Source organism: Streptomyces sp. Alt3 (assembly GCF_030719215.1).
Lineage (GTDB): Bacteria > Actinomycetota > Actinomycetes > Streptomycetales > Streptomycetaceae > Streptomyces > Streptomyces glycanivorans.
On sequence record NZ_CP120983.1, the window covers coordinates 20,966 to 41,483 of the forward strand.

General features: G+C 68.1%; 21 protein-coding genes, 1 tRNA gene and 3 pseudogenes. 8 read left to right on the forward strand and 17 right to left on the reverse strand.

Annotated elements, in window-relative coordinates; genetic code table 11:
* Nucleotides 1–16 precede the first annotated feature (16 nt).
* From P8A20_RS00120 to P8A20_RS00130, 3 genes are all read right to left on the reverse strand, one after another.
* Nucleotides 17–295 (reverse strand): hypothetical protein, encoded by a 279-nt coding sequence (locus P8A20_RS00120; RefSeq protein WP_147961701.1) that lies wholly within the window; start codon nt 293–295, stop codon nt 17–19.
* Between the two features lie 762 nt (nt 296–1,057).
* Nucleotides 1,058–1,912 carry an alpha/beta hydrolase gene (locus tag P8A20_RS00125; protein ID WP_147961700.1) on the reverse strand — a complete coding sequence of 285 codons (855 nt, stop codon included), beginning with the start codon at nt 1,910–1,912 and terminating at the stop codon, nt 1,058–1,060.
* The gene (locus P8A20_RS00130) at nt 1,909–2,259 is read right to left on the reverse strand and encodes a hypothetical protein (protein WP_306102591.1); all 351 of its coding nucleotides are present in this window, start codon (nt 2,257–2,259) and stop codon (nt 1,909–1,911) included. Before P8A20_RS00130 ends, P8A20_RS00125 begins: the two co-directional genes overlap by 4 nt.
* A gap of 52 nt (nt 2,260–2,311) precedes the next feature.
* On the opposite strand from P8A20_RS00130, the gene P8A20_RS00135 reads away from it, so the two are divergent.
* Nucleotides 2,312–2,905, forward strand: a complete 594-nt coding sequence (locus tag P8A20_RS00135; RefSeq protein WP_147961699.1) for a TetR/AcrR family transcriptional regulator — start codon at nt 2,312–2,314, stop codon at nt 2,903–2,905.
* Nucleotides 2,906–2,909: 4 nt separating this feature from the next.
* Here the strand turns inward: P8A20_RS00135 and P8A20_RS00140 are convergent.
* Both P8A20_RS00140 and P8A20_RS00145 read right to left on the reverse strand, forming a co-directional pair.
* Nucleotides 2,910–3,178: pseudogene (locus P8A20_RS00140) on the reverse strand (transposase); the annotation flags it as partial.
* Nucleotides 3,179–4,387: 1,209 nt separating this feature from the next.
* Nucleotides 4,388–4,831 carry a hypothetical protein gene (locus P8A20_RS00145; protein WP_306102592.1) on the reverse strand — a complete coding sequence of 148 codons (444 nt, stop codon included), beginning with the start codon at nt 4,829–4,831 and terminating at the stop codon, nt 4,388–4,390.
* 616 nt (nt 4,832–5,447) lie between these two features.
* Here P8A20_RS00145 and P8A20_RS00150 point away from each other — a divergent pair.
* Nucleotides 5,448–5,747, forward strand: a complete 300-nt coding sequence (locus P8A20_RS00150) for a hypothetical protein (RefSeq protein WP_306102593.1) — start codon at nt 5,448–5,450, stop codon at nt 5,745–5,747.
* An 8-nt stretch (nt 5,748–5,755) separates the two neighbouring features.
* On the opposite strand, the gene P8A20_RS00155 is transcribed toward P8A20_RS00150, so the two are convergent.
* Nucleotides 5,756–5,995 (reverse strand): transposase, encoded by a 240-nt coding sequence (locus P8A20_RS00155; RefSeq protein ID WP_306102594.1) that lies wholly within the window; start codon nt 5,993–5,995, stop codon nt 5,756–5,758.
* Nucleotides 5,996–6,475: 480 nt separating this feature from the next.
* Nucleotides 6,476–7,645 (reverse strand): ISL3 family transposase, encoded by a 1,170-nt coding sequence (locus P8A20_RS00160; RefSeq protein WP_327328801.1) that lies wholly within the window; start codon nt 7,643–7,645, stop codon nt 6,476–6,478.
* Between P8A20_RS00160 and P8A20_RS00165 the strand changes: the two genes are divergently transcribed.
* Nucleotides 7,602–8,714 (forward strand): hypothetical protein, encoded by a 1,113-nt coding sequence (locus tag P8A20_RS00165; protein ID WP_306102596.1) that lies wholly within the window; start codon nt 7,602–7,604, stop codon nt 8,712–8,714. The two genes, P8A20_RS00160 and P8A20_RS00165, sit on opposite strands and share 44 nt — an antisense overlap.
* A gap of 439 nt (nt 8,715–9,153) precedes the next feature.
* Here the strand turns inward: P8A20_RS00165 and P8A20_RS00170 are convergent, their stop codons facing one another.
* Nucleotides 9,154–9,666, reverse strand: a complete 513-nt coding sequence (locus P8A20_RS00170; RefSeq protein WP_306102597.1) for a transposase — start codon at nt 9,664–9,666, stop codon at nt 9,154–9,156.
* 144 nt (nt 9,667–9,810) lie between these two features.
* Nucleotides 9,811–10,080, reverse strand: a complete 270-nt coding sequence (locus P8A20_RS00175) for a hypothetical protein (protein WP_306102598.1) — start codon at nt 10,078–10,080, stop codon at nt 9,811–9,813.
* 446 nt (nt 10,081–10,526) lie between these two features.
* Between P8A20_RS00175 and P8A20_RS00180 the strand changes: the two genes are divergently transcribed.
* Entirely contained in the window at nt 10,527–10,772 is a 246-nt protein-coding gene (locus tag P8A20_RS00180; protein WP_147961696.1) for a hypothetical protein, read from the forward strand.
* Between the two features lie 955 nt (nt 10,773–11,727).
* Here P8A20_RS00180 and P8A20_RS00185 read toward each other — a convergent pair.
* The 4 genes from P8A20_RS00185 to P8A20_RS00200 form a co-directional block, all read right to left on the reverse strand.
* Nucleotides 11,728–11,964, reverse strand: a complete 237-nt coding sequence (locus P8A20_RS00185) for a hypothetical protein (protein ID WP_147961695.1) — start codon at nt 11,962–11,964, stop codon at nt 11,728–11,730.
* Between the two features lie 119 nt (nt 11,965–12,083).
* On the reverse strand, nt 12,084–12,455 hold the full coding sequence (locus tag P8A20_RS00190) for a hypothetical protein (protein ID WP_306102599.1): 372 nt from the start codon (nt 12,453–12,455) through the stop codon (nt 12,084–12,086).
* A gap of 472 nt (nt 12,456–12,927) precedes the next feature.
* Nucleotides 12,928–13,002 (reverse strand) — tRNA-Trp (locus P8A20_RS00195).
* 302 nt (nt 13,003–13,304) lie between these two features.
* Nucleotides 13,305–13,901 (reverse strand): TetR family transcriptional regulator, encoded by a 597-nt coding sequence (locus tag P8A20_RS00200; protein WP_306102600.1) that lies wholly within the window; start codon nt 13,899–13,901, stop codon nt 13,305–13,307.
* Nucleotides 13,902–13,963: 62 nt separating this feature from the next.
* On the opposite strand from P8A20_RS00200, the gene P8A20_RS00205 reads away from it, so the two are divergent.
* The 3 genes and pseudogenes from P8A20_RS00205 (at nt 13,964) to P8A20_RS00215 (ending at nt 16,065) form a co-directional block, all read left to right on the forward strand.
* Nucleotides 13,964–14,860 (forward strand): NAD(P)H-binding protein, encoded by an 897-nt coding sequence (locus P8A20_RS00205; RefSeq protein ID WP_306102601.1) that lies wholly within the window; start codon nt 13,964–13,966, stop codon nt 14,858–14,860.
* 108 nt (nt 14,861–14,968) lie between these two features.
* Nucleotides 14,969–15,181, forward strand: a pseudogene (locus tag P8A20_RS38905) (helix-turn-helix domain-containing protein); the annotation flags it as partial.
* A complete protein-coding gene (locus P8A20_RS00215; RefSeq protein WP_424920129.1) occupies nt 15,106–16,065 on the forward strand; it encodes an IS630 family transposase in 960 nt (319 codons plus the stop codon). The pseudogene P8A20_RS38905 and the gene P8A20_RS00215, both read left to right, overlap by 76 nt.
* A 219-nt stretch (nt 16,066–16,284) precedes the next feature.
* Here the strand turns inward: P8A20_RS00215 and P8A20_RS00220 are convergent, their stop codons facing one another.
* On the reverse strand, nt 16,285–16,890 hold the full coding sequence (locus tag P8A20_RS00220) for a hypothetical protein (RefSeq protein ID WP_306102603.1): 606 nt from the start codon (nt 16,888–16,890) through the stop codon (nt 16,285–16,287).
* Between the two features lie 167 nt (nt 16,891–17,057).
* Here P8A20_RS00220 and P8A20_RS00225 point away from each other — a divergent pair, with 167 nt between their 5' ends.
* Nucleotides 17,058–18,272 carry a helix-turn-helix domain-containing protein gene (locus P8A20_RS00225; protein ID WP_306105095.1) on the forward strand — a complete coding sequence of 405 codons (1,215 nt, stop codon included), beginning with the start codon at nt 17,058–17,060 and terminating at the stop codon, nt 18,270–18,272.
* A gap of 101 nt (nt 18,273–18,373) precedes the next feature.
* On the opposite strand, the gene P8A20_RS00230 is transcribed toward P8A20_RS00225, so the two are convergent.
* The 3 genes and pseudogenes from P8A20_RS00230 to P8A20_RS00240 all read right to left on the reverse strand — a co-directional run.
* Nucleotides 18,374–19,297 carry a transposase family protein gene (locus tag P8A20_RS00230; protein ID WP_015580446.1) on the reverse strand — a complete coding sequence of 308 codons (924 nt, stop codon included), beginning with the start codon at nt 19,295–19,297 and terminating at the stop codon, nt 18,374–18,376.
* A gap of 123 nt (nt 19,298–19,420) precedes the next feature.
* Nucleotides 19,421–19,819 (reverse strand): hypothetical protein, encoded by a 399-nt coding sequence (locus P8A20_RS00235; protein ID WP_015580447.1) that lies wholly within the window; start codon nt 19,817–19,819, stop codon nt 19,421–19,423.
* 327 nt (nt 19,820–20,146) lie between these two features.
* Nucleotides 20,147–20,392: pseudogene (locus P8A20_RS00240) on the reverse strand (transposase); the annotation flags it as partial.
* Nucleotides 20,393–20,518 lie beyond the last annotated feature (126 nt).

Below are 20,518 nucleotides of genomic sequence, written 5' to 3' on the forward strand. Positions count from 1 at the left end.
CTTGAGGGGTCTTGCTTCACTTCCCGTCGGTGTCGGCGGGGAGTGAAGCATCTTCGGGTGTCGTGTCTTCGGGTGGTCTGCGGTATCGGCCCATGCTGGCCATGACCAGGACTGTCATGGCCGGGGCTGCGAGCCCGTAGGCCAGGGGAAGGGTGTCCTTCAGCAGGTTGAACAGAACGAGCACGCTGATGAGGCCGATGATCAGCAGGGGGCGTCGAATGATGTGCCGCGCGGCGATTTTGAAGCGCTGGCCCGCCCGGGCTTGGGTGAATCGTTCCCATTCTGACGCCGCCATGCCATCACCTTAGGGCTGGTCTGTGTGTCCGGTGCGGGATCGGCCTCCTTGGCTGGATGCTCAGAGCAGTTGACGCAGGCGCTCGGCCGGGGTTTCCCAGTCACATCACTGCCGCAGCACACATGATCTTTCGCATGCCGTGCCCAATGGTGCCCCCGCCCTCAGGGCACCGGCACCACCCCTGTCTCACCCGCGAGAGCTACCGCACCGCCCCGGGGCAACCGGCCGGGGCGGCACACTGACCGACGCAACACGCCTCGGGCACCCCCGACCAACACGACACCCGTAACCGGCCCCCGGAAGCCCTCGTTACCAAGACACTGGCAGAGCAGCCCGTCCCCCGTCGGGCCGCTCGCCACCGCCCACCGAACGCCCCGCAGACCCGAGCGTCGCGGGGCGTTCGTCGTAACCCGGACGCCCGAACCTTCCACCCCGGGCCGTGTGTCGACGCCCAGGGCCGCCTTTCCGATCACCGGACCGGCGACCACTCCTCGCCGGTCCGGAACCCCCTCCCCACGTGAAGGCACCGGCCCACCGGAAACCGGCGTGGCACCCCGGGCCGGCTGACACCCTGAGCGCATGACCGAGCCAGCTCGCCACCACCACGGTGCCTGCGGTCAGTACGCCTACCCACAGCGTGTTGTCGGCCATGGCGCCCATTCTCGGGCCGGGCCCGGATTTCGCCATGTCACGCTCAGCCGCCCGCACACTTCCGGAGAAGTCGACTCACATGGGACGGAAGGAGAGCTGCGGCGTCCAGGCTCACTGGGCGCGGCAGGTCCTGAGGTAGCTGAGGAACGATGCCTGCAGCCCGGTCACATGCGTCTCGTGCATGAGTGCGCTGGTGACTGATCCGCTGCGTGAGGTGAGGCGGTGAAGGAACGTGGCCGCGTTCTTCGCGAGATTCTGGTAGACCGCCAGGTCTCCGAGCATCTCCTGCTCATTGAAGGTCACGTGCAGCTTGGTGTCGGGCAGGGTGTCACCCATGGCTTCAAGCCGAGCGAAGACCTGACTGTCCGCATGGACGATGCCGGGGCTGCCCGCGCCGATGCTCTCGAAGAAGGTGCTCGTGGTGAGCCAGGCGTAGAGACTGAAGAGTCCGCCATAGGAGTAGCCGAAGAGACCGTGACCGCCCGGGGCTGTGCCGTAGTCGCGTTCGATTCGCGGGTGCAGGTCGTCGGTAAGGAAGTTCAGGAACATGTCCCCGCGGCTGTCGCTCAATTCAGCGAGGTAGGCGTCGGCTTGCTCGCGAGTCGTCACACCCCTTTCGACCCCTATTTCCACCGCATCGATGTACTCCTTCGCGATGGGTTCGCCGGGCGGCACGAGGTCGCGGTTGCGCAACCGCTCCCAGCGCTCGGCTTCCTCGCCCGCGTAGCCCACGCTGACTTGGACGTAGGGCTGAATCGCCTGCATGGGGTCCAGTTGCGTGACGATGAGTGGGGCGGTCATGCCTACGGCCCAGTTGCCGTCGAGCACGTACACGACAGGCGCTGACGCTGTGGCAGGGTCGTAGTTCGGTGGCGTGGTGACCCAGACGCCGTAGTCGTGCCCACTGCTGGAGCGCATCTCGAAGTAGTCGGTGTGGGGGAGGCAGCCCTGCCACATGGTGCTCATCTGAGGTCCTTTACGATTCTGCCGGCCTGGATGACGAGGACGGCGTTGGTGGGGTCGGAGAACAGTTCCGGGTCTTCCAGCGGATTACCGTTCCAAAAGAACGAGGTCTGCCCGCGCGCCGGGGGTGACGAGAAGTGCGGCTGGATCGGGCTCGACAGGCCCAGGTGGACGTGAGCGTCGATCAGGCCCGGCGTCATCGTCAGTCCCTCGACATCGAGACGCTCGCCGTGCGCGCTGGAGACGCCAAGGCGGGTGATGCGGCCGTTCTCGATCATGAGGCCGAGCTTGCTGGGGTCGCGCTCTGATGCGTGGATGACCGTCGCGCCGGCCACATGAGCAGGTCTCATCGTCGATCCTCCGCCGTTGCGAATCTTCTTTTCCAATGGATAAACTGCGGGAGTGATCCTGTCAACCTCGCAACCCAACGGCAGCGCGCGCGAGCGACTCCTGGTACGGCTTCTCGGCGCCTTCGGTGAGGCCCTTCCCCCGCCGGAGATGTCGCTCCGTGAGATCGCCACCCGGATCGGGTCAAGCCACGCCCTGTTGCGCTACCACTTCGGGTCGCTCCCGGGCGTCTTGGCCGCCATGCTCACGGCCCAGCGATCCCGTGATAGCGAGGCGCTTCTGGAGGCGGCCCAGCAAGGCACCTTCGACGATTTCGTCGGGGCGATCTGGCGTGCTTACACCCGTCCGGAGCAGCTGTCGCGTGTCCGCGGCTTCTTCTACGTCGTCGGACTGGCCGCGTACGCACCCGACGACTTCCGTGAGTTCGTGGAGTCGATCGACGACCTGACCGTGATGCTGTCCTCACTCGCGGAACGTGAAGGGCTCAAGGCGAAGGACGCACGGGAAGTGGCCACCATCACCATTGCCGCGATTCGCGGTCTCCTCCTGCAGGAACTCCTCACTCCCGGAACCCGCTCGGAGGACGCGGTCACCCTGATCTTGCGCATGCGCGAGGGCCGACCCGCTCCACGACGTCCGGAACGTTGAGCTTTCGCGCCTCCAGGGCGGCCCGAAGCTGCGTGCCCTGCCCGTATGCCTCGTCGCCGGTGACCCACGGAGCCTCCACCCCGGCGTCCAGTGCGGCAGCGATCATCTCCAAGGCCAAGTGGGGTTTGGTCGCGAACCGCACCTCGCCGGGGATGCCGACCGCCTGACGGCGTTCGGGATCGGTGCACACCCAGAATGTTCAGGCAGGTAGAGCCGTCGGTCGATCAACGCCCGTCCCCGGCCGGTTGCGTAGGCGAGGAAGGCGCCGATCCGACCGGCTCAGGAATCGTGCACCTGATGCCACGTCTGCGCAGGTAGGCGCGATTCGCGCGAGAAGAGTACGCCTTATCGCCCCGCCCCGCAGCGATCCACGTAACGGTCCAAGCCGCGGTCGCCGCGCCCTGGAACCGGCCGCCCGGCTCCGTGTAGGAGGGGCGCTCGTAGAGGTGCCCGCAGTCCGGCGACGACGCTTTACCCCGGGACTTCGCGTACGGGGTGCCGGGGCCGTGGCAGGTGACCGTGGTGCCGTCGCCCATCGCCCATCGCCCACCGCACCCGGGTGACCTTGGCGGTGGCGGTGACGCCGCAGGCCGTGGCCGTAGCGGTCGCCGGACCGAACGTCGTCGGCGACGGCGTTGCCCACATCCACATCGGCATCCCGACCACATACGTCCCCGCGGCCCGGGGGGGCCGGCCACTGCCGGGGGCTCCAGGCGCATCGAGGCGACCGCCCGCCGCGCCACGGCTTCCGGGTCGATGACCGGGGCGGCGTCCGGGGCCTGGCCGTCCGCGATCCACACCGTCCACGCGCCCTGCTGAACCGGACAGTTCACCCCGTAGACCGCGCCCTTCTCCGAGCGATCGTGCCCTTTCCAGAACATGTTCTCGGCAGGGGGCTGCGGATCCAGGCGGGCATACGTACACGACGGCTTCGAGGATCCGGAGGACCCGCCCGAAGCTCCAGCGGGCGTGGCGGGTCCGCCCGCCGCGCCGTGCGCGCCGCGCCGTGCGCGCTGCCGCCGTCCGAGGCGCAGACCGTGATGGTCAGCGCCGTGCCTTCGCAGATCCCGCCGCTCTCGCCTCCGTGCGCGGCCGGGACCAGGACGGCGGCCAGGACCACCGCGGCCGCCGTTGCTCGCTTCAACACGTCTGCGTTCCGTCCGGGGTGAACGTGGTGATGATCCAGCCGTCGTCCCATTTCTCTGCCGTCGCCGATGCGAGGTACCGGCGCGGCTGAGCACTGGGCATGGGGAGGGCCTGTCCCTTCCTGGTGCTGTACGTCTGCCACTTCGAGATGTCCGTGCAGTGGCTCTGTCCACGAGAACCGTGAGAACAGCGATTGTCGAGGCGTTTCGGAGTCACTTGGTGATTGACAGGCTCGTGATTGTCGATGAGAACTGACGGCGATGGAGCGGCTGCAGCCGTCGAAGCACGTGGTGGCAGAAGCGAAACTCGCGCTGGCCATTGGCGAGCCTCAGCTCATCAGGCGTTCGGATCCGCATGAAGGATCTGCGCACTCCAGCTGTCCACCGCGGGACTGCGCCGGTAGAAGACGTTCGGCTGCACCGGGTCGCACGTCACCAGGAGAACGTCTCCCTTACCGAGTACAACATTCTGCTGGACCTGTGTGGAACGACGTTTGCGATGCCGCGTGACCTCGAAGTGCAGCGGATGCGGGCCTGGGGGCAAGGTGATGAACCGAACCTTTCTGATGCTGGTTCGATCGACGCTGCAGAGCTGGCGGCCACTTTCGGTGACCGACACCAGGCACCACTTGAGTGACATGCTGCGGGGCGGGTCCCGCAGATCCACCTGCAACAGCAGCCCGGTCTGGCCTCGGCGGCGGGCTCTGTGGACTAGATAGCGAGACCGCCATTTCAACCGGCCGTCGAAGTCGCTTTTCACCTGCACTGCGCCGTCCCTCATTCCGCCCCCTCTACCACCCCACCACGTCCTGCGGACGCCTCAGACTGGCGCCGGCTGCCGGTCAGTTCGCCGTGGCGCCCTACGGCAGGGGCTCCTCGTCGCTCTCTGCGGCCTGGCTGTCCGGACGGTAGCGCCCCATACTCCCGCCGATCAGAACGGCTCCCAGAGGGGCCATCCCGTAGAGCAAGGGAAAGTCCTTGCCAAACCTGGTGATAAGGAAGGCCAGGCCTGCAAGGGCGAGGAGCAGGAAAGGACGCCTGATGACGTGATCGCCCACGATGGCCAGTCGGCGACGCACTCCGTGCGCTTCGGTGAGGCGTCTCCAGCCTGACGGTGACATGAAGTCAGCGTAGTCCGTACAGCAGTCGAAAAGACCACCCTGGACTGCCGTACATCTACGGCGTGACCAGAACCCTTCACCAAGAGCACCCCAACGCTGCTCTGGCAAGAACCCCAGTGCCTCCCGAACTCATCAACATCACCTGACCGTGGTTCTGAGCGCCTTCCGCACTCGTCGACAAATGACGTCACCACTGCGGTGCTGGCGCACTTTCCGTGGAGGTCTGACTGAGTGTGATGTCAGTGGTGTGTGGTGGGATGGCCGGACTCTGCTGCCGTGACCTGCTGGGAGACCGCCTTCATGCCCGTGTACTCGTCTCTGACTCACGCCCTGACCGCGGCCTTGGTCGATGTCCTGTGGTTCATCGAGGGCAGTGAAGATGAGCAGATGGATCCGGACGACGCCGTCAAGGTGCTGGAGGGCGTCGCCCACCTGGTCAGCAAGCTGTCGAGCGAGCAACGGAGCGAACTAATCAGTCTGCTCGGGACGATAGTCGAGAGCGAGTCCGACCCCGCGCGACGGCAGTTCCTGGAAGGGTTTCCGGAAGGCTTCGGGCTCCTTGATGAGGCGGTCTGACCTATGCATCACGAGTGGAGCAGAACGCGCTTTCGGAGAAGATGGCCGAACATCTGGCGTTTGAGCATTTTTATCCGGTTGACGTGGCCTTCGACGACGCCTGAGCTCCAGGGCAGGGTGAGGCCGGTGATGACCGCATCGCGGTCGCGGTCGATGCCTGCGGCGAGAGGATGGAGGCCGGGGAGGTCATCTTGCCGGACGGCATCGAGCCACTGCGGCAGCCGTTCGCCCTGGCGCTCGATGAGCATCTGGCCGAAGGAGCGGACATGGCCGGTGAGGGAGCGTCCGGTTCAGGGCAGTGAACCAGAACGGCCTTGAGTCGAAGCTGTTCCGTCTCGGTGAGGGTCTCCGGCAGGCGGAGGATCAATCCGGCGACGACACGAGGTGATGGCGGCCGAGCCGTGACGGGGCCTGGCGAGAGCCGCTTCTCCCGGAAATAGGCGCGAACCCGCTTGTAGCTGCCCTGATAGCCGAGCGGCACGATCTCCTCCCACACCCTCCAGGCGTTCATGCAGCCTTGGTTCCAGCGGTCATCCAGGTAGGGCTTGAAGGCGTCGAGTTTGGATGGCCGGCCCTGCCACTGCCCCTGGAACAGGTCCTCCGGGGTGGCTGCGTCGGCGAAGAGCTTCACGGTGCGAGAGGTCATCCGGAGCTGGCGGCCGATCGCCCTCCGGCTGAGCCCGACTGCCAGTAATTCGTGGACGGTCGCGTGGTTCACACGGGTGCGGTCAGCGAAGCGGTGTCCCCTTGGCCAGGGCGATCTGGCAAGGTCTTCGAACTTCTCCGGCTTCGGGGCAGGCTGGGCCGAACCCGGCGCCAGGGCCTTCAGGCATCCGCGGCGGTCTACGACGCACCGTTCCGCGGCCTCGCTCAGGTTGCGCCAGAGATGCCACCTGCACCGCCTGCGGTGCCCCCGCCGTTGCACCTTCCGCGAAGAACGGTGCCCGATCACGGCAGACCACCTTCACCCCCGGCCGTTTCACGAACCAAGCAGCCAGGCTGGACGCCTCCCGGTCGGGGAGCAGGTCCACTGGACGCCGGCTTTCGACGTCGACCAGGACGGTCCCGTAGTGGCGGCCTTTGCGGGTCGCGTACTCATCGACGCCGACTACCCGCAGGGCTGGAACTTCGGGGCCGGGCAACGCTTCGACCAGCCTAAGCACCGTACTCCGGCTGACAGACACGCCGAAGATTCTCGCCAGACGGGCACCGGCCCGGCCTGCGAGCGCGAGGCCCACCGCGGCCAGCGTCGACCGCAGGCGCTCGGTCCTCCGGCCGTACCGACGAGTCAAACCCGGCAGCTGTTCGGCGAAGGTCCGCCGCCCACACGAGGTGACCGGGCAGAGGAACCGGCGGACCTGTAAACAGAGAGCGACCTGTCTGCCTCCGCTGGGCACATCAGCGGGAAACCGCAGGTAGGTGCTGTGAATCCGCCGTGACCAGACCTCGCACTCGGGACGGCAGCAGCCGCCGTGCTTCGGGCCTCGATGTGAACCGCGTCGTCGTTGACGGCCACGGACAGCACCACCACGTCGGATATCGACGGGAACAGCAACTCCTCCAGACGGAGCACCATTCCTTCCAAGGGCCAAACTGTCAGCCACGCCACACCCCGTACGGATCAATTCCGGGCATCTTCCTGCGGACCCGCTCGCCCGCCGATCGTCACTCAGAGTGCATACTCCACGGGAAGTGAGCCAGAACCCCACTTCGGGAGGCATCCGGCACGCCGGGGATTCGAACGGTGCGTTACACACCGTGGCGGTGCATGGTCCCGCTCCGCGGATGAGGAAACACGTTGGAAGGTCCGCCACAGAGCTGCGACGATGCCCCTGCTTTCTTCGCGGAGGACATTTGTTCGTTTTCGTGTGTGCGGGATGTGGCGCCGAGCTGACCATCCCGCTGTCCCCGGTCGCGCTACCGGTCCATGCCCATCAGAAGTACGGGAACGGGATCCAGCTCCCGGTGCTCATGGAGCCGGGCACATTCGCCGTGGACCCGGAGCCCTGGGGGCCGCCGTGGCGGAGGTGGGAGGAGATTGACCCGGACGAGGCGGCGGCCCGCGGTATCTACGCTCCGCTCTACGCCTTGTCCGACAGCACACCCGGCAACGTCGTCATCGCCCCCGGGGATACCCGCGGCACCGTGCTCATCCCGCACAAAGCCGGCGGCTACTGCTGCGGCCTCGACTGGGGTGACGGCCCCAACATGGCCTGCGAGGCGTGCGGCCTGCCGGTGGCGAGCCGGATCGACGACTGCTCACTCTGGCAGGCGCTCTGGCTCGCGCCGGACGCCGTGCACCGCCTCCCCGTCGACGACACCGACTCCGATACCGCAATCCTCTCCTGGGAGGAACTGCTGGAGGAGGGGGTAACCACGCCCCCGATGGAGCCGATCAGCAGGTGGGGCTCGCTCCTCGGGTTGGACCACTGGTGGTCATGGAGCCCACAGTGGGAAGCGGCGGCCGGTCGGGCCCTGGCCCACCTCCTGGGAGCTTCCGACGGCCAACCGGTGACGGTCCCGCCCGGCCTGATCACGGAAGTGTTCCAACGCGCCCTCGACGCCCTGCTGCCCGCGGACCAGCCAGCGCGACGCGCCGTCCTAGCCGGTCCGGGGCTGTCCGTCCCCGGCCCGGACGCCGACATGATCCTCGTGCCGGCCCACCCGCAAACGGGGGAACTCTGGAGCCCGGCCGGACCGGACGCGTCTGCACGCCCGGTGGCACTGCCGTTCGGGATATGGATGTGGATGGCCTTCCCCGAACCACACCTCTACCTCCCCACCTCGGGAACCATGCCCGACGGCGTACTGCGCGACGACCCGACCCCGCCGCTCCCCCACCACCTGTTCCGAGCCGACTCGGGAACCTTCCAGCACACCCTGGTCCGATTGCCAGCGGTCCGCAGCCCGTGGCTGCGCGAAATCCTCGACAACCTCACGCGCCACATGCAGGCCGGTCTCTTCTAGCCCATGGCAAGACCACGCCGGTGCTCACGCTCCGGATCTGCGCGTTCGAACAGCACCAGGTAGTGGTGCCTCCCGAAGTGGTGGACATTTGCTGTCCGTTCTCGGGCTCTGGCACACATTCCGTGAGAGCGGTGGACGAGTCTCTTCTGATCGGCAGACTGGAGAGATGCGGATAGAGAGCGTCGCCAGGATCCATGCAGTCCGGCTCGCCGTGACGGTCGGGGCAGTCGTCGTCGCTCCGGTTCTGTTGGTGGCCGGGACTCAGTTGCGCCGCCGTATGTTGCTTCGCTACTACCGCGAGGACCGTCCGGGGCTCGTGAGCAAAAAGGACGGATGGGTGAGCCCGGGGTACTTCGTCGTCACCAACGTGGTTGTTCGAGCCCTCTGCTGGCCGTCGGAGTGCGTACTCCGACGGCTTCGTCCTGCCTGAGCAGAGCCATCACCGGGCGGCAGTGAGAAGTACCCGCTTGCGGAGGAGCGGAAGCTTGGCGCGGCCGAACATCTGGCGCTTGATCATCTTGATGTGGTTGACGCGGCCTTCAACGGGACCGGAGTTCCAGTGGCTCGTCAGGCCTTGGACGACGGCGTCCCAGTCCTTCTCCAGGCCGGTGGCGAAAGAGTGGAGGCCGGGAAGGTCCTCGGCGCGCGCGCTGACGACCCAGTCCTTCAGATGCTGGCCGGTGCGGGTGGAGAGGATCGCGGCGAAGCTATGGACGAGGCGGTGGGCCGCCGCGAGTTCCGGGCAACGGGCGAGGGCTTCGGTCAGTTGCTTGTTCTCGCTTTCCGAGAGTCGGTCGGGGTGACGCATGAACCACCCGGTGACTTGCCGGAGTCCTGGTGGCGCGGGCCCGACGACGCTGATGCGGCGGCGGCGCCGCGGCCGCAGATAGTGACTGAGGACGCCCTGGAGGGGAGCGTCTGCGGCCTCGCGTCGTCGCTCCCACCAAACCACAGCCGGTCAGCGCGAGAGCGAGCCCTACAACGGCGTGCAGCGCCATCCCGCCCGGCCGGGGCCGTGTCTGTCGAGCCGTCATCAGGTCCGCCATCACATGCTGTCGGAATCGATCACCGGGCCAACGAGGCGCTGACCGCCAATTCACCGGCGGCGGAGAGCAATCACAGAGACGGCCAGGGCCGCCCCGCCGACCAGGCATCCGCCCATGGTCAAAGCGGCCGTCAGCGGATTCATCGCACCGGGCCGGACCCAGACCAGAACGCCGGCCCCCGCGCACAGCGCCATACCCACCACCCCGCACAGGCCGATCAACGTGACCACCACCCACGGAGCAGTAGCCGCAGGAGCGGCCGGGGAAGCAGGCGGGACAGGTGCGGCAGCCGGCTGGGTCAGGTTCGAAGCGGTGCTCATGATGTTCCCCCATCGGGATCGGTAGTGCGCTCCGGGTTGAGCGCGGGGCCACAGTCCGCGAACCGGTCCGTCGGATCGAGTTCTCGCGAAAGTCCGTTCCGGCCCCCTGCCAGGCGGAGCCTGACGAGGTGTAGAGCGGATTCGCGAGTGCTTGACGAACCGGTGGTGCGGGGTGGTGGCAGCACCTTCGAGCACCGAGGGGTCAGCCCCGCAACCCTCGGGTCGAGGGGTCCCAGATTTCCGACGCGGCGCGCCTCATTCAACAGATTCAAGCGGTACGAATCGTGCCGCTTGAAAACCTTGAATGAGGGTCGCAACGGTGCTATTGGCGCCGCGCCCTCGAAGTCTTCGAGCGAGCCGAACGCCCGGTGCACAGAAAGGGAATCGGTTACCCGCGAGCTCCCGAACCCGCCCCTGGCGCGGCCGGACGCCGCGAGGACGGGCGGATGAGGATCTACGGCAGTCAGCCCGGCGAGCCCGATGTCGAGTCGCCGGGGCACCGGTACGCGGAACTGATCGGCGGACCGCTCGACGGTCAGCGCCTCGACGTCACCGGATGGTCGGCGCAGCAGCTGCTGGACGGTGCGGCGCTCATCACCGAGCAGGGTGCGTACGGGCCGGGCGGCCGGGCCCACTACGAGGGACAGCCCGGCGACCCAGACCGGCTCCACTGGGGCGGCGACACTCCCTGACGCCCCTGAGCTTCGACCCGGCTGCTCTGTGACGCAGCGAGGGGTTAGGCCCGCAAGTCCGGCTCCACCTGTCGCGAGGGCCACTTCGAGACCCCGCCTCCCGGCCGCCGGATCACCCGCCCGGGACCGCCCACGCATCTGTCCAGGGATCCGCCGACGGTCCGTTGGGGATCCGTCCAAAGGGCGCGTTCATCGGCCCTGCGGACGGATCCCAGCGGAACCCCAGCGGACGTTCAACGCACGACTGGACGATCCGGGCGGCGCCACGATCCCAGGCCGGCTGCGATGTCCCGGTGAGGCGGGCTGACTCAGTGTGGGACACGCACCGAGGGGTTAGCGGCGCAACCTTTGCTCGCGGGGCGCAGCATTGGTTGCCGGGCGGGGCCGGCGCCCCTGGGCCCCCCGGTGCAAGGACCGCCACCCGCATCCGTTTTGACCGGAACGCGACCGTCGCTCTGTCCGTTTGCACCGTCATGCCCACCGTCGCCCCGCCCCCACCAAGTGACGGCGCATTCCGGTGAAAACGGGTGGGGGTGCGACGTCGGGTGCCGGCCCTGGCCTGCGAAAACAACGAAAATGGGCCCTTCCCGTGTTTTCGGCGCTCAGAGAGCCCCAGAGGGGGTAACAGCCGTGGACACCCGTCAGGAGCCCACCAGGGGCCTCCATCCCGTGTGTACGAGTGCACGTGTGCACGGGCACCCATGCGCACCGAACTCACGCCCCCGTCGGATTACCCGTCCGGCATCTGTCCAGGGGTCCGCCAGGTGCCTGCCAGAGGTCTGTCCGGGGTCTGTCCACCAGACAGACCTCTGGCAGGCCCCGGACAGGCCCCCGGCAGATGGCTGGACAGCCCCCGCCCGCCGCTCCGATGACTGCCTGCCCGGCCGTGTACGGCGATCTCCGGGACGAGCACAGCCGCCCCCGGAAGGTGATGCCGGGGGCGACTGACGTGCGCTCAGAAGCGCGTGAGGGGCGGCTTGCGCATCGTCTCGCCCTCACCCAGGCCAGCAGTGAGAACCACCCGATGCGCCCCGCTCTCGGCACTCCAGTCCGTGCCGACGGACTCCAGCCGGAGCACGGAGACGAACTCGCCATCCAGGATCTCGGCATGGACCACCACGGGGGTCTCATCGTCGACATCAGCGATCAGCTGCCGCAGCGCTCCTGCGGTGAGGGCCAGGGGTTTCGTCATCCCGCTTGTCTACATGACCACCCGTGCCCCTGTACGGCGATCTCCGGGACGAACGCAGCCGCCCCCGCACGGGCCCTGCTGTGCCCCCTGCGTGCACGACCCACCTCAGGTCGCTCACCTCACACCCGCCGGAGGCATGGACAGAGCCGTCGGTGCGCGTCGGCCAGCGTGAAGCTGTCGTCGTTCCAGGAGCAGACCTCAAGCCATGCCAGATATCCGTCTTTGGTGAACACCTGCACCTGGCCGATCGTCTCCTGGTGCGCGCCAAGCACTTCCATGTCGCCGACCACCTGCGTGCCCGTGAGGGTGGGGGCCGGGGCGACGGCATCCACATCGAGGCTGAAGTACGTCGACCCGCAGCCGCACGCACAGCGCTTCTGTACTCGCAGATGCCGGATCTGCATACCGAGCTGGATACCCGACAGAGCCCCCGTAAAGGACAACGCGAAGTCCAGCACATGGGCGACGTCATCGGGCAAGGCTTCGATCACGGCAGCAACGTATCCGACTTGCACACTTCCCGGAAGGTCAAGGCAAGACGGCTGACCAGCCCGGCCGACCTCAGCGACTGCCCCACCCGCAGTTCGCATCGAGGTGGTCAGCCGTGCCACACCCATGCCGGAACAGGCTGAGAAGTTACGGGAATCTGGTTCGTCGGCAGCCACGAAGGTCGGCGTGAGGGCTCGCTGTGTGTGACCGCGTGGATGAACCCAGGATCAAGGTGTACGGCGCAGCGACCGAGATCACCGTTGCGGCGAACGCCGCAGGGTTGCGCGACCTGGCTGAGTGACTAACGGGGCTCGCAGATCCCGAACTCAGTGACGGGTACCACAAGCATCTCAAAAGCGGCATCAGTCTCGAAGAGGGATCGGTCAGCCTGATCCTGGCCCGGGACGAAGCGCTGTAGAGCCACGCCAGCCCAGCACCGGTACCGCTTGGCCCGCGCCGGCTACGGCAGGAAGACAGAGCCGGCCGGATTCGAACCGGCGTCCTCGCGATTTTGGAGACCGCGCGCGACGACCTCTGCGCTACAGCTCCGCCCCGTCCGCCATCCTGAAAGTGGACACTTAGTTGCCATCTAAGTGGTCGGCTCCGGAAATCCTTCGGGGGTTGCCTGCACTGTTGTGGTGTAGGGGTCAGTTCAGATTCCCACCAGCGTCCGCCCGATGGCGAGCTATCTGGCCGCGCCTCCGGCACCTTCCGTGGCTACCTGATCGCGACCATGCCCGCGACCTGTCTGCGACGAGCGGTGACCGCAAGCCTCCGCGGAAGCGGCCTGTCCGGGCCCGTGGCAAGGCGTCTACCGGGCAGCGGAGCTTCTTTGACCGGGGCGTCGCCTGTCACCGCAGTTGGTTGAATGCCTGGTCGGCGTCGGCTACAGCCTCGGGGTGGACATCGCGGGCGGTTCGACCGTCGGCGATCCTCTGCCAGTTGGTCCGGGCGAGCACCCGTTGGACCGCGTTTACCTGGGCGGCTCGCAGGCGTGCTTGGATGCCTTCGCCGAGGGCGTCCGCCAGTGCCTCCTCGTCCTCGAGTTGGTACCGCGTGAGCCGTCCCGCCAGGCTCGGTGTGGTGAACACCAGCCGATGGAACGCCACCACCTCGGGGTGATCGTTGAGCCCGGTGACGGGGTCGTACCGGTCGAGGCCGGCCCGGAAGTGCCGGTGCAGCGCCGTCACCGGCTTGAGGCCGGATCTGCAAGCACGTACGACACGGGCCGTCTCGCCCAGGTGGTCCGCGAACCGGTGCAGCACCAGGTCTTCCTTGGTGGGGAAGTATCGAAAGAGGGTCGGCTTGGAGATCTCGGCCGCTGCGGCGATGTCGTTGACCGAAACACGGTCGAAGCCGCGCTCCAGGAACAGTGAGACGGCCGCGTCGCCGATGGCCTCGCGCGTCCGCGCCTTCTTGCGGGCCCGCAGTCCCGTCGGCTCGCTCATCTGACCACTATAACATTCGTGACTGAGTTGCTTTTTTAACCGAGTAACGTTTTCATGGCGGCATGAATCAGCCAGACATCCCTCCCGTGCTCGTCACCGGGGCGACGGGCCGAATCGGCGGCGTCGTCATCGACCAGCTTCTCGACGCCGGCGTGCCGGTCCGCGCCCTCACGCATCGCTCCGAGGCGGCGGTGACGCTGCCGGCGAAGGTCGAGGTCTTCACAGGCGACCTCACCGTGCCCGAGTCGCTCGACCCGGCACTGAGTGGCACGGGTGCGGTCTTCCTCGTCTGGACCGCCCCGCCTCAGACTGCCGCGGCTGTCGTCGAGCGGATGGCAGCCCAGGTGCGGCGGGTCGTCTTCCTCTCCTCCCCGCACCAGACACCGCACCCCTTCTTTCAGCAGCCCAATCCCATGTCAGCGATGCACGCCGACATCGAGCGGCTCATCGCGGCCACCGGACTCGAGTCGACGATCATCCGGCCGGGGATGCTCGCGTCGAACTCGCTGGCCTGGTGGGCGCCCGCGATCCGGGCCGGCGAAGCCGTCCGGTGGCCTTACGGTGCTGCCGAGACGGCACCGGTCGACGACCGCGACGTCGCAGCCGTCGCAGCGCGGACGCTCTATCAGGACGGACACGTCGGAGGAGGCTACGTCCTCACCGGCCCCGAGTCGCTGACCCAAGCCGCGCAGGTGAGCGTCATCGGTGACGCCCTGGGGCGCCGCATCGCATTCGAGGAGATGACGCCGGACGAGTTCCGGAACCTGTCGAAGGGCACGGCGCCCAGTTCGGTCGTCGACATGCTGCTCGCCGCGTGGAGCGCGGCGGTCGGACAGCCCGCATACGCCACCACCGCGGTTGCCGACATCCTCGGGACGGCACCGCGAACGCTTCGCCAGTGGGCCGCCGACCACACCACCGCGTTCACGGAAAGTTCCAACGGTTCAGAGGGTTCGTAACCTCACGTCAGGCTGCGGTCCCCTGGATCCGCTCTCCCGATCGGTCTGCCCACCAGGCCCGTTGCCCTCGCCCGCCCGATCACCTTGACCAACGCCGACCGCGAGCGGTTGAAGAAGTCAGCCTACGGCCACAAGACCCCCTACCAGGCCCGGCAGCGGGCCGCGATCGTGCTGCACGCGGCGCGGGGGCGCTCCAACGCGCGTATCGCCCGGGAGACCGGCCTGCACCTGGACACCGTGCGGACCTGGCGGGGCCGGTTCGCCCACGGCGGGCTGCCGGCCATGGCCGACCGCCAACGCTCCGGGCGCCCCGCCCTTTTCACTCCCGTGCAGGTCGCGAAGCCAAGGCGCTGGCCTGCCAGTTACCCGCCGAGACCGGCGTGCCGCAGTCCCGTTGGTCGTGCCCTGAGCTGGCCGCCGAGCTGACAGCGCGCGGGATCACCGAGACCGTCTCCGCCTCCACGGTGCGCCGCTGGTTGCGCGAGGACGCGCTCAAGCCCTGGCAGTACCGGTCGTGGATCTTCATCCGCGACCCCAACTTCCGCGCCAAGGCCCAGCCTGTCCTGGACCTCTACGCCCGCACATTCAAGGGTGTCCCGCTAAGCAAGGACGAATACGTCGTCTCCAGCGACGAGAAGACCTCCGTCCAGGCCCGCTGCCGATGCCATCCGACTCTGGCCCCGGGCCGGGCACGGGCGATGCGCGTCAACCACGAGTACGGCCGAGGCGGCGCGCTGGCCTACCTGGCTGCCTACGACGTCCACCAGGCCAAGGTCTTCAGCCGCTGCGAGCCGAAGACCGGCATCGTGCCCTTCATGGCCCTGGTCGAGCAGGTCATGACGCAGGAGCCCTACGCCGGCGCGAAACGCGTCTTCTGGGTCGTCGACAACGGCTCCTCCCACCGCGGACAGAGGGCTGCCGACCGCCTGACCGGCAGGTTTCCGAAGGCAATCATGGCCCACACCCCCGTTCACGCCTCCTGGACGAACCAGATAAAGATTTTCTTCTCCGTCGTCCAGCGCAAGGTCATCCGACCCAACGACTTCCCGGACCTGCCCCAGGTCCGGGACCGGCTCCGAGCATTCGAAGACCGCTACAACGCCACGGCACAGCCGTTCCAGTGGAGGTTCACCACCTCCGACCTGCACGATGTGCTGGCCAGGCTCGACCAGCACATCACCGATCGCCAGGAATCCTCGTTCTGACTCACCGCATGAGCAACCCCCGAAGGACTTACGAAGCCGACCGCTAAGAGACCATCTCATTCGGCGAGTCTGCGTTAGCAGATGAGGGTGCAGGCGATGCTGGTGAAGGCCAGGAAGTGGTCGCCGCCGCCGGCGGAGCAGGTGGGCACGTCAGCGGCGCGCCCGGGTTCCGGCCGCGCCTCTGACGAGCTGTGGTCAGCTCTCGGGGGAGCCCCCGGGTCAGTGGAGCTTGTTGACGGCGGTCTTCGTCGTGGTGCGGAAGGCGGTCAGCGGGGCGTCCTCGAGGTCGCCCATCTGGCCCCAGCGGACGAGGGTGACGGTGCGGCCGTCGCGGCCGACGGAGAACAGGTGGATGTCGGAGATGCCGATCTGCGGGTCGGCGGTGTCCAGGCTGTAGACCCAGGCGCCCTCCTCGACGGCGAGCTTGCCGTGGGAGGCGCTGACGGCCTGCAGGCCCGGGTTCTGCTGCTCCAGCAGGGGGCCGCAGTCGGCGAGGGCCCCGCGGAGGTTGTCGACCAGCTTCACGGCGTCGGCCTCGGTACGGGCGACGGTGGTGACCTGGACGCCGTTGGTGTCGAGCTCGGTGCTGAACTCCCGGTAGCGGGTGTTCTGCGGCGGGATCTTGTACGGGGCGCAGAGGACGCCGCCGTTCTCCGGGACGCCGGTGAAGACCTGGGTGGCGGTCCACGGCGTCGACGACGGCGGCATCTGGGAGGCGGCGAGGAAGGCGGGCTGGGCAGCGGCCTGCGCCGGGGCTGTGGCGAGGGCCGCGAGGCCCAGTGCGGCAGCGGCTGCGGTGGCGAGTGCGGTGCGGAGCTTGTTCATGGTGGTGGATCCCCCGTCGGGTCGTTCGTTCGGTCAGTGCTCAACCAGCGTGGGGCCGGCGCCCGCCGACTGCAACGATCACGCGCCCACCAGCCGTCCCGGAACCATTCCACCCCCGCTGACGTGCAAGGACGTAAAGGATGGGACGCAGGGTCGAGGGGGATGGAATGCCGAAGGACGCCGCCGTCGAGGAGTTCGCGGGGCTCGTGCGCGCGCTGAAGGCGCGGGACGGGAGGAGTTACGAGGCGCTGGGCCGGCGGCTGAGCGTCAGCGCGTCCACCCTCCACCGCTACTGCTCGGGCGCGACCGTCCCGGAGGAGTTCGCCGTGGTCGACCGCCTCGCCCTGCTGTGCGGGGCGGACGAGGAGGAACGGCGGGCCATGGAGGCGGCCTGGACGGAGGCGGACCGCGCCCGCCGCCGAGCGGCCTCGCCCGCGCCCACGCCTGTGCCGGCCGTGTCGGCCGCGCCGGAATCGAACCCGGACCCTTCCGCGCCGGAACCGGGCCCCGGCCCCGCCCCGGACCCGACCGCGCCGGACCCGTCCGCCGCGGATCTGTCCGCGACGGAGGCGCCCCGCACCCGCCCCCGTCGTGGCGCCCCCGCTCCCCTCCTCCTCGCCGTCGCCGTCGCCCTCGTCGTGCTCGCCCTCGCCGCCGTCCTGCTCGGCGACCCCACCCGTACGGCTTCCGCCCCCGCTCCCGCTTCCACCGCTCCGGGGCGGACCGCGGCCCCCCTCCCCTTCACCTGGAGCATCGGTTCCCAGCTCTGGGAGGGCGGCTGCGGGCACACCTACCTCGTGGACCGGGCCCCCCGCGCGGTCGCCCCGCCGCCGGTCGCGGCCGACTCCGGGGCGTGGGCCAGGACGCACGGTGCCGTGCACGGCGGGGAGGCGCTGGTGCGGATCACGATCCAGGGCCGGTCGCCGTCCGACGCCGTCGTCCTCCATGCCCTGCACGTGCGCGTGGTCGACCGCGCCGCGCCGCTGCTGTGGAACGCGTACCGGATGGACAACGGCTGTGGCGGCGCCGTCACCCCGCGCCACTTCGCCGTGGACCTCGACCGGCCGCGCCCGCTCGCGAGGCCCGTCGACGGCCTTGACGCCTCCGGCGCCGAGGTCCGGAAGATCCCGGCCGTCTCCTTCCCGTACAAGGTCACCTCCTCCGACCCCGAGGAGCTTCTGGTCTCCGCGCGGACGGCGGGCTGCGACTGCCGCTGGTACCTGGAGATGGAGTGGAGCGCCGGGGGCCGTACGGGGACGGTGCGGATCACGGACGGCGGGAAGCCGTTCCGCACGAGCGGGACCAGGGGGAGGCCGGTGTACGTGCACGACTCCGCCGAAGGGCGCTGGATCACAGACTCGGACTCTGGACAGACCGGGTGACCGATGAGTAACTTCGACGGACATAGGCTGAGCAAGCGCTTACGACGTGGTGCACGACTGAGGTTGAAATGTGCTGTCCTGGCGGTTCGGCTGTTGTGTGATCACCGCATGGCTGTGCGGTCAGAGACCAGGCCGGCGATCGCCAGATGGGTGTCGTCGTAGTACTCGCGACGTCCGATGTACCGCTGAAGGGTCCGCCACTGCTTGTGCTCGGCGTTGGCGTGCTCGACGCAGATCCGCTCTGAAGACTGCTGCTTGCGGGCCTGTTCCCATGCCGTGACGTCCGTGGTCGGGGCGTCCTTGCCCGGCTTCTTCGGCGGTGCCTGGACCTGATCGGGAAACCGTTTGGCCAGGCCCCGGTATCCGGAGTCGACTTTCGCCTTGACTGTGGGATACCGCTCGAACAAGTCGCCGATCCCCTCGGTGTTCACCGCCGTCTGATCGTGCATACGGCCCGGCCGAATCGCCCCCGTCCACAAAGTGCGACCCTTCTCGTCAGTGATGACGGTGGCCTTCTTGGTGTTCTGCCGCATCTTGCCGGAGACGAAGGCCCGGCGGCCGGGCTTGCCGGCCCTCGGGCGCCGTACCCGCACCTCGGTGCCGTCGAGCCGCAGCTCAACGCCCCGCGCGTCGGCATAGGCGAAGACATCGGCCAACGTACGCAGGCGCAATCCGGACTCGCCGGGGACCGCGAAGCCGCGCACGGCCAAGAGCGGGCGGATCTCATGGACAGCGCGGGTGATGGTGGAGCGGTCGACGCCGTAGAGGACACCCAGAGCCGAGTGTGGGAGCTGGAACCGCAGGACCACAAGGGTGGCAATCACCCGATCGGTGAATACCAGTTGATGGCCAGGCCCGCCTCCCTCGGCCCGCAGGCGGTCGTGGCCTCGGCGTTCACGCAGCCGGGAGTCCTGCCGCGCCATCCACGGGACAGCCAACTCAGCGATGAGCGAACCGAGCTGTTTCCTCGGGATGCCAGTGCAGATGCGATGCGAAAGAGCCGTACGGGCCAAGACGGACGTCACAATCTCTTCAACCTATACGGCTCCCTTCATGCCATGGCCCAGCACGGCGTTTCGTGGAAAGGTTGGTCGATCTTCGCCCGGCCTCATCGGAGTTGAGGCAAGAAGAGGTCGGGCTGCAGCCCCTCACCACCGGAATTCACCGTCGTAGAGGCGTCGGTGCCACCATTCGCCATGCCACCGCAGGCGCCGGTGGGCGTGTGGGTCGGGCAAGGTCCGGCGGCGGAACTCTGCGTCCAGACACGTCACCACTCGCCCGAGTTCGGCGCGGGACGGCTGTGGAAGCGAACGCAACGCTTCTTGCAGAATATCCCGGGCGTTCGCCACGTCGACGAGCGTGGACTCCGGATGGGGAGAGGCTGGGAAGCACAGGTCCAGGTAGCGGCCGGGCTGTCGCAGGAACGCCCGGTAGTGCCTGAGCGCGGCTTCCACCGCCCCGTCCCACAAGCCGTCCCGCAGCCCGGCCCAGGAGTCATCGTGCTCACGCTCCGTGCGCTGGATCTCGGCGCAGGTGCGCTCGGACAACCCGGGAATTCGACAGGTCCAAGGGCTCCAGACGGGCGGGACCGGATTTTCGGCGCGAAGCGCGCCGGGCCGTCTACGCGGCATGGGCCTTTCGGTTGGTCATCATGCTCGCGATCATGCCGGACGGCCTGACAGCCCACAAGGCCCTGCGGCCCTCACCGCCTCCCGGCAAACTCGCACCATCCGATCTTCCCGGCTTGCGCTCGCCAGCACCCCACTTGTCGAACGGAGCCTCGATGAACAGCAGCCCACACCCCGCTCTGTCGCGGACCCCCGACATCGGCGATGCAGCGCGGAGGGCCACCGCCGCTGTCGTGCACGCCGCAGTTAGAGACCGACTCGTTTGGCGAGTCTGCGGTAACAGATGAGGGTGCAGGCGATGCTGGTGAAGGCCAGGAAGCGGTCGGCTTTGCCCTCGTAGCGGCGGTGGAGGCGGCGGCATCCAGCGAGCCATGCCATCGTGCGTTCCACGGTCCAGCGGTGGCGGCCCAGGCGTTGTGAGGACTCAACTCCCTTGCGGGAGACGCGGTGGGTAATGCCTCGCCCGCGTAACCATCGTCGCAGGTGTTTGTAGCCCGTAGCCCTTGCCGGCGATTCCGACGGAGATGGGCAGACCGGAGCGTTCCGTGATCAGGTGGCGTGGCGGCGACCGCCTCGGGTCGGCCTGGGCGGCCGAGCGGATTGGGCAGCTGCCGCCGG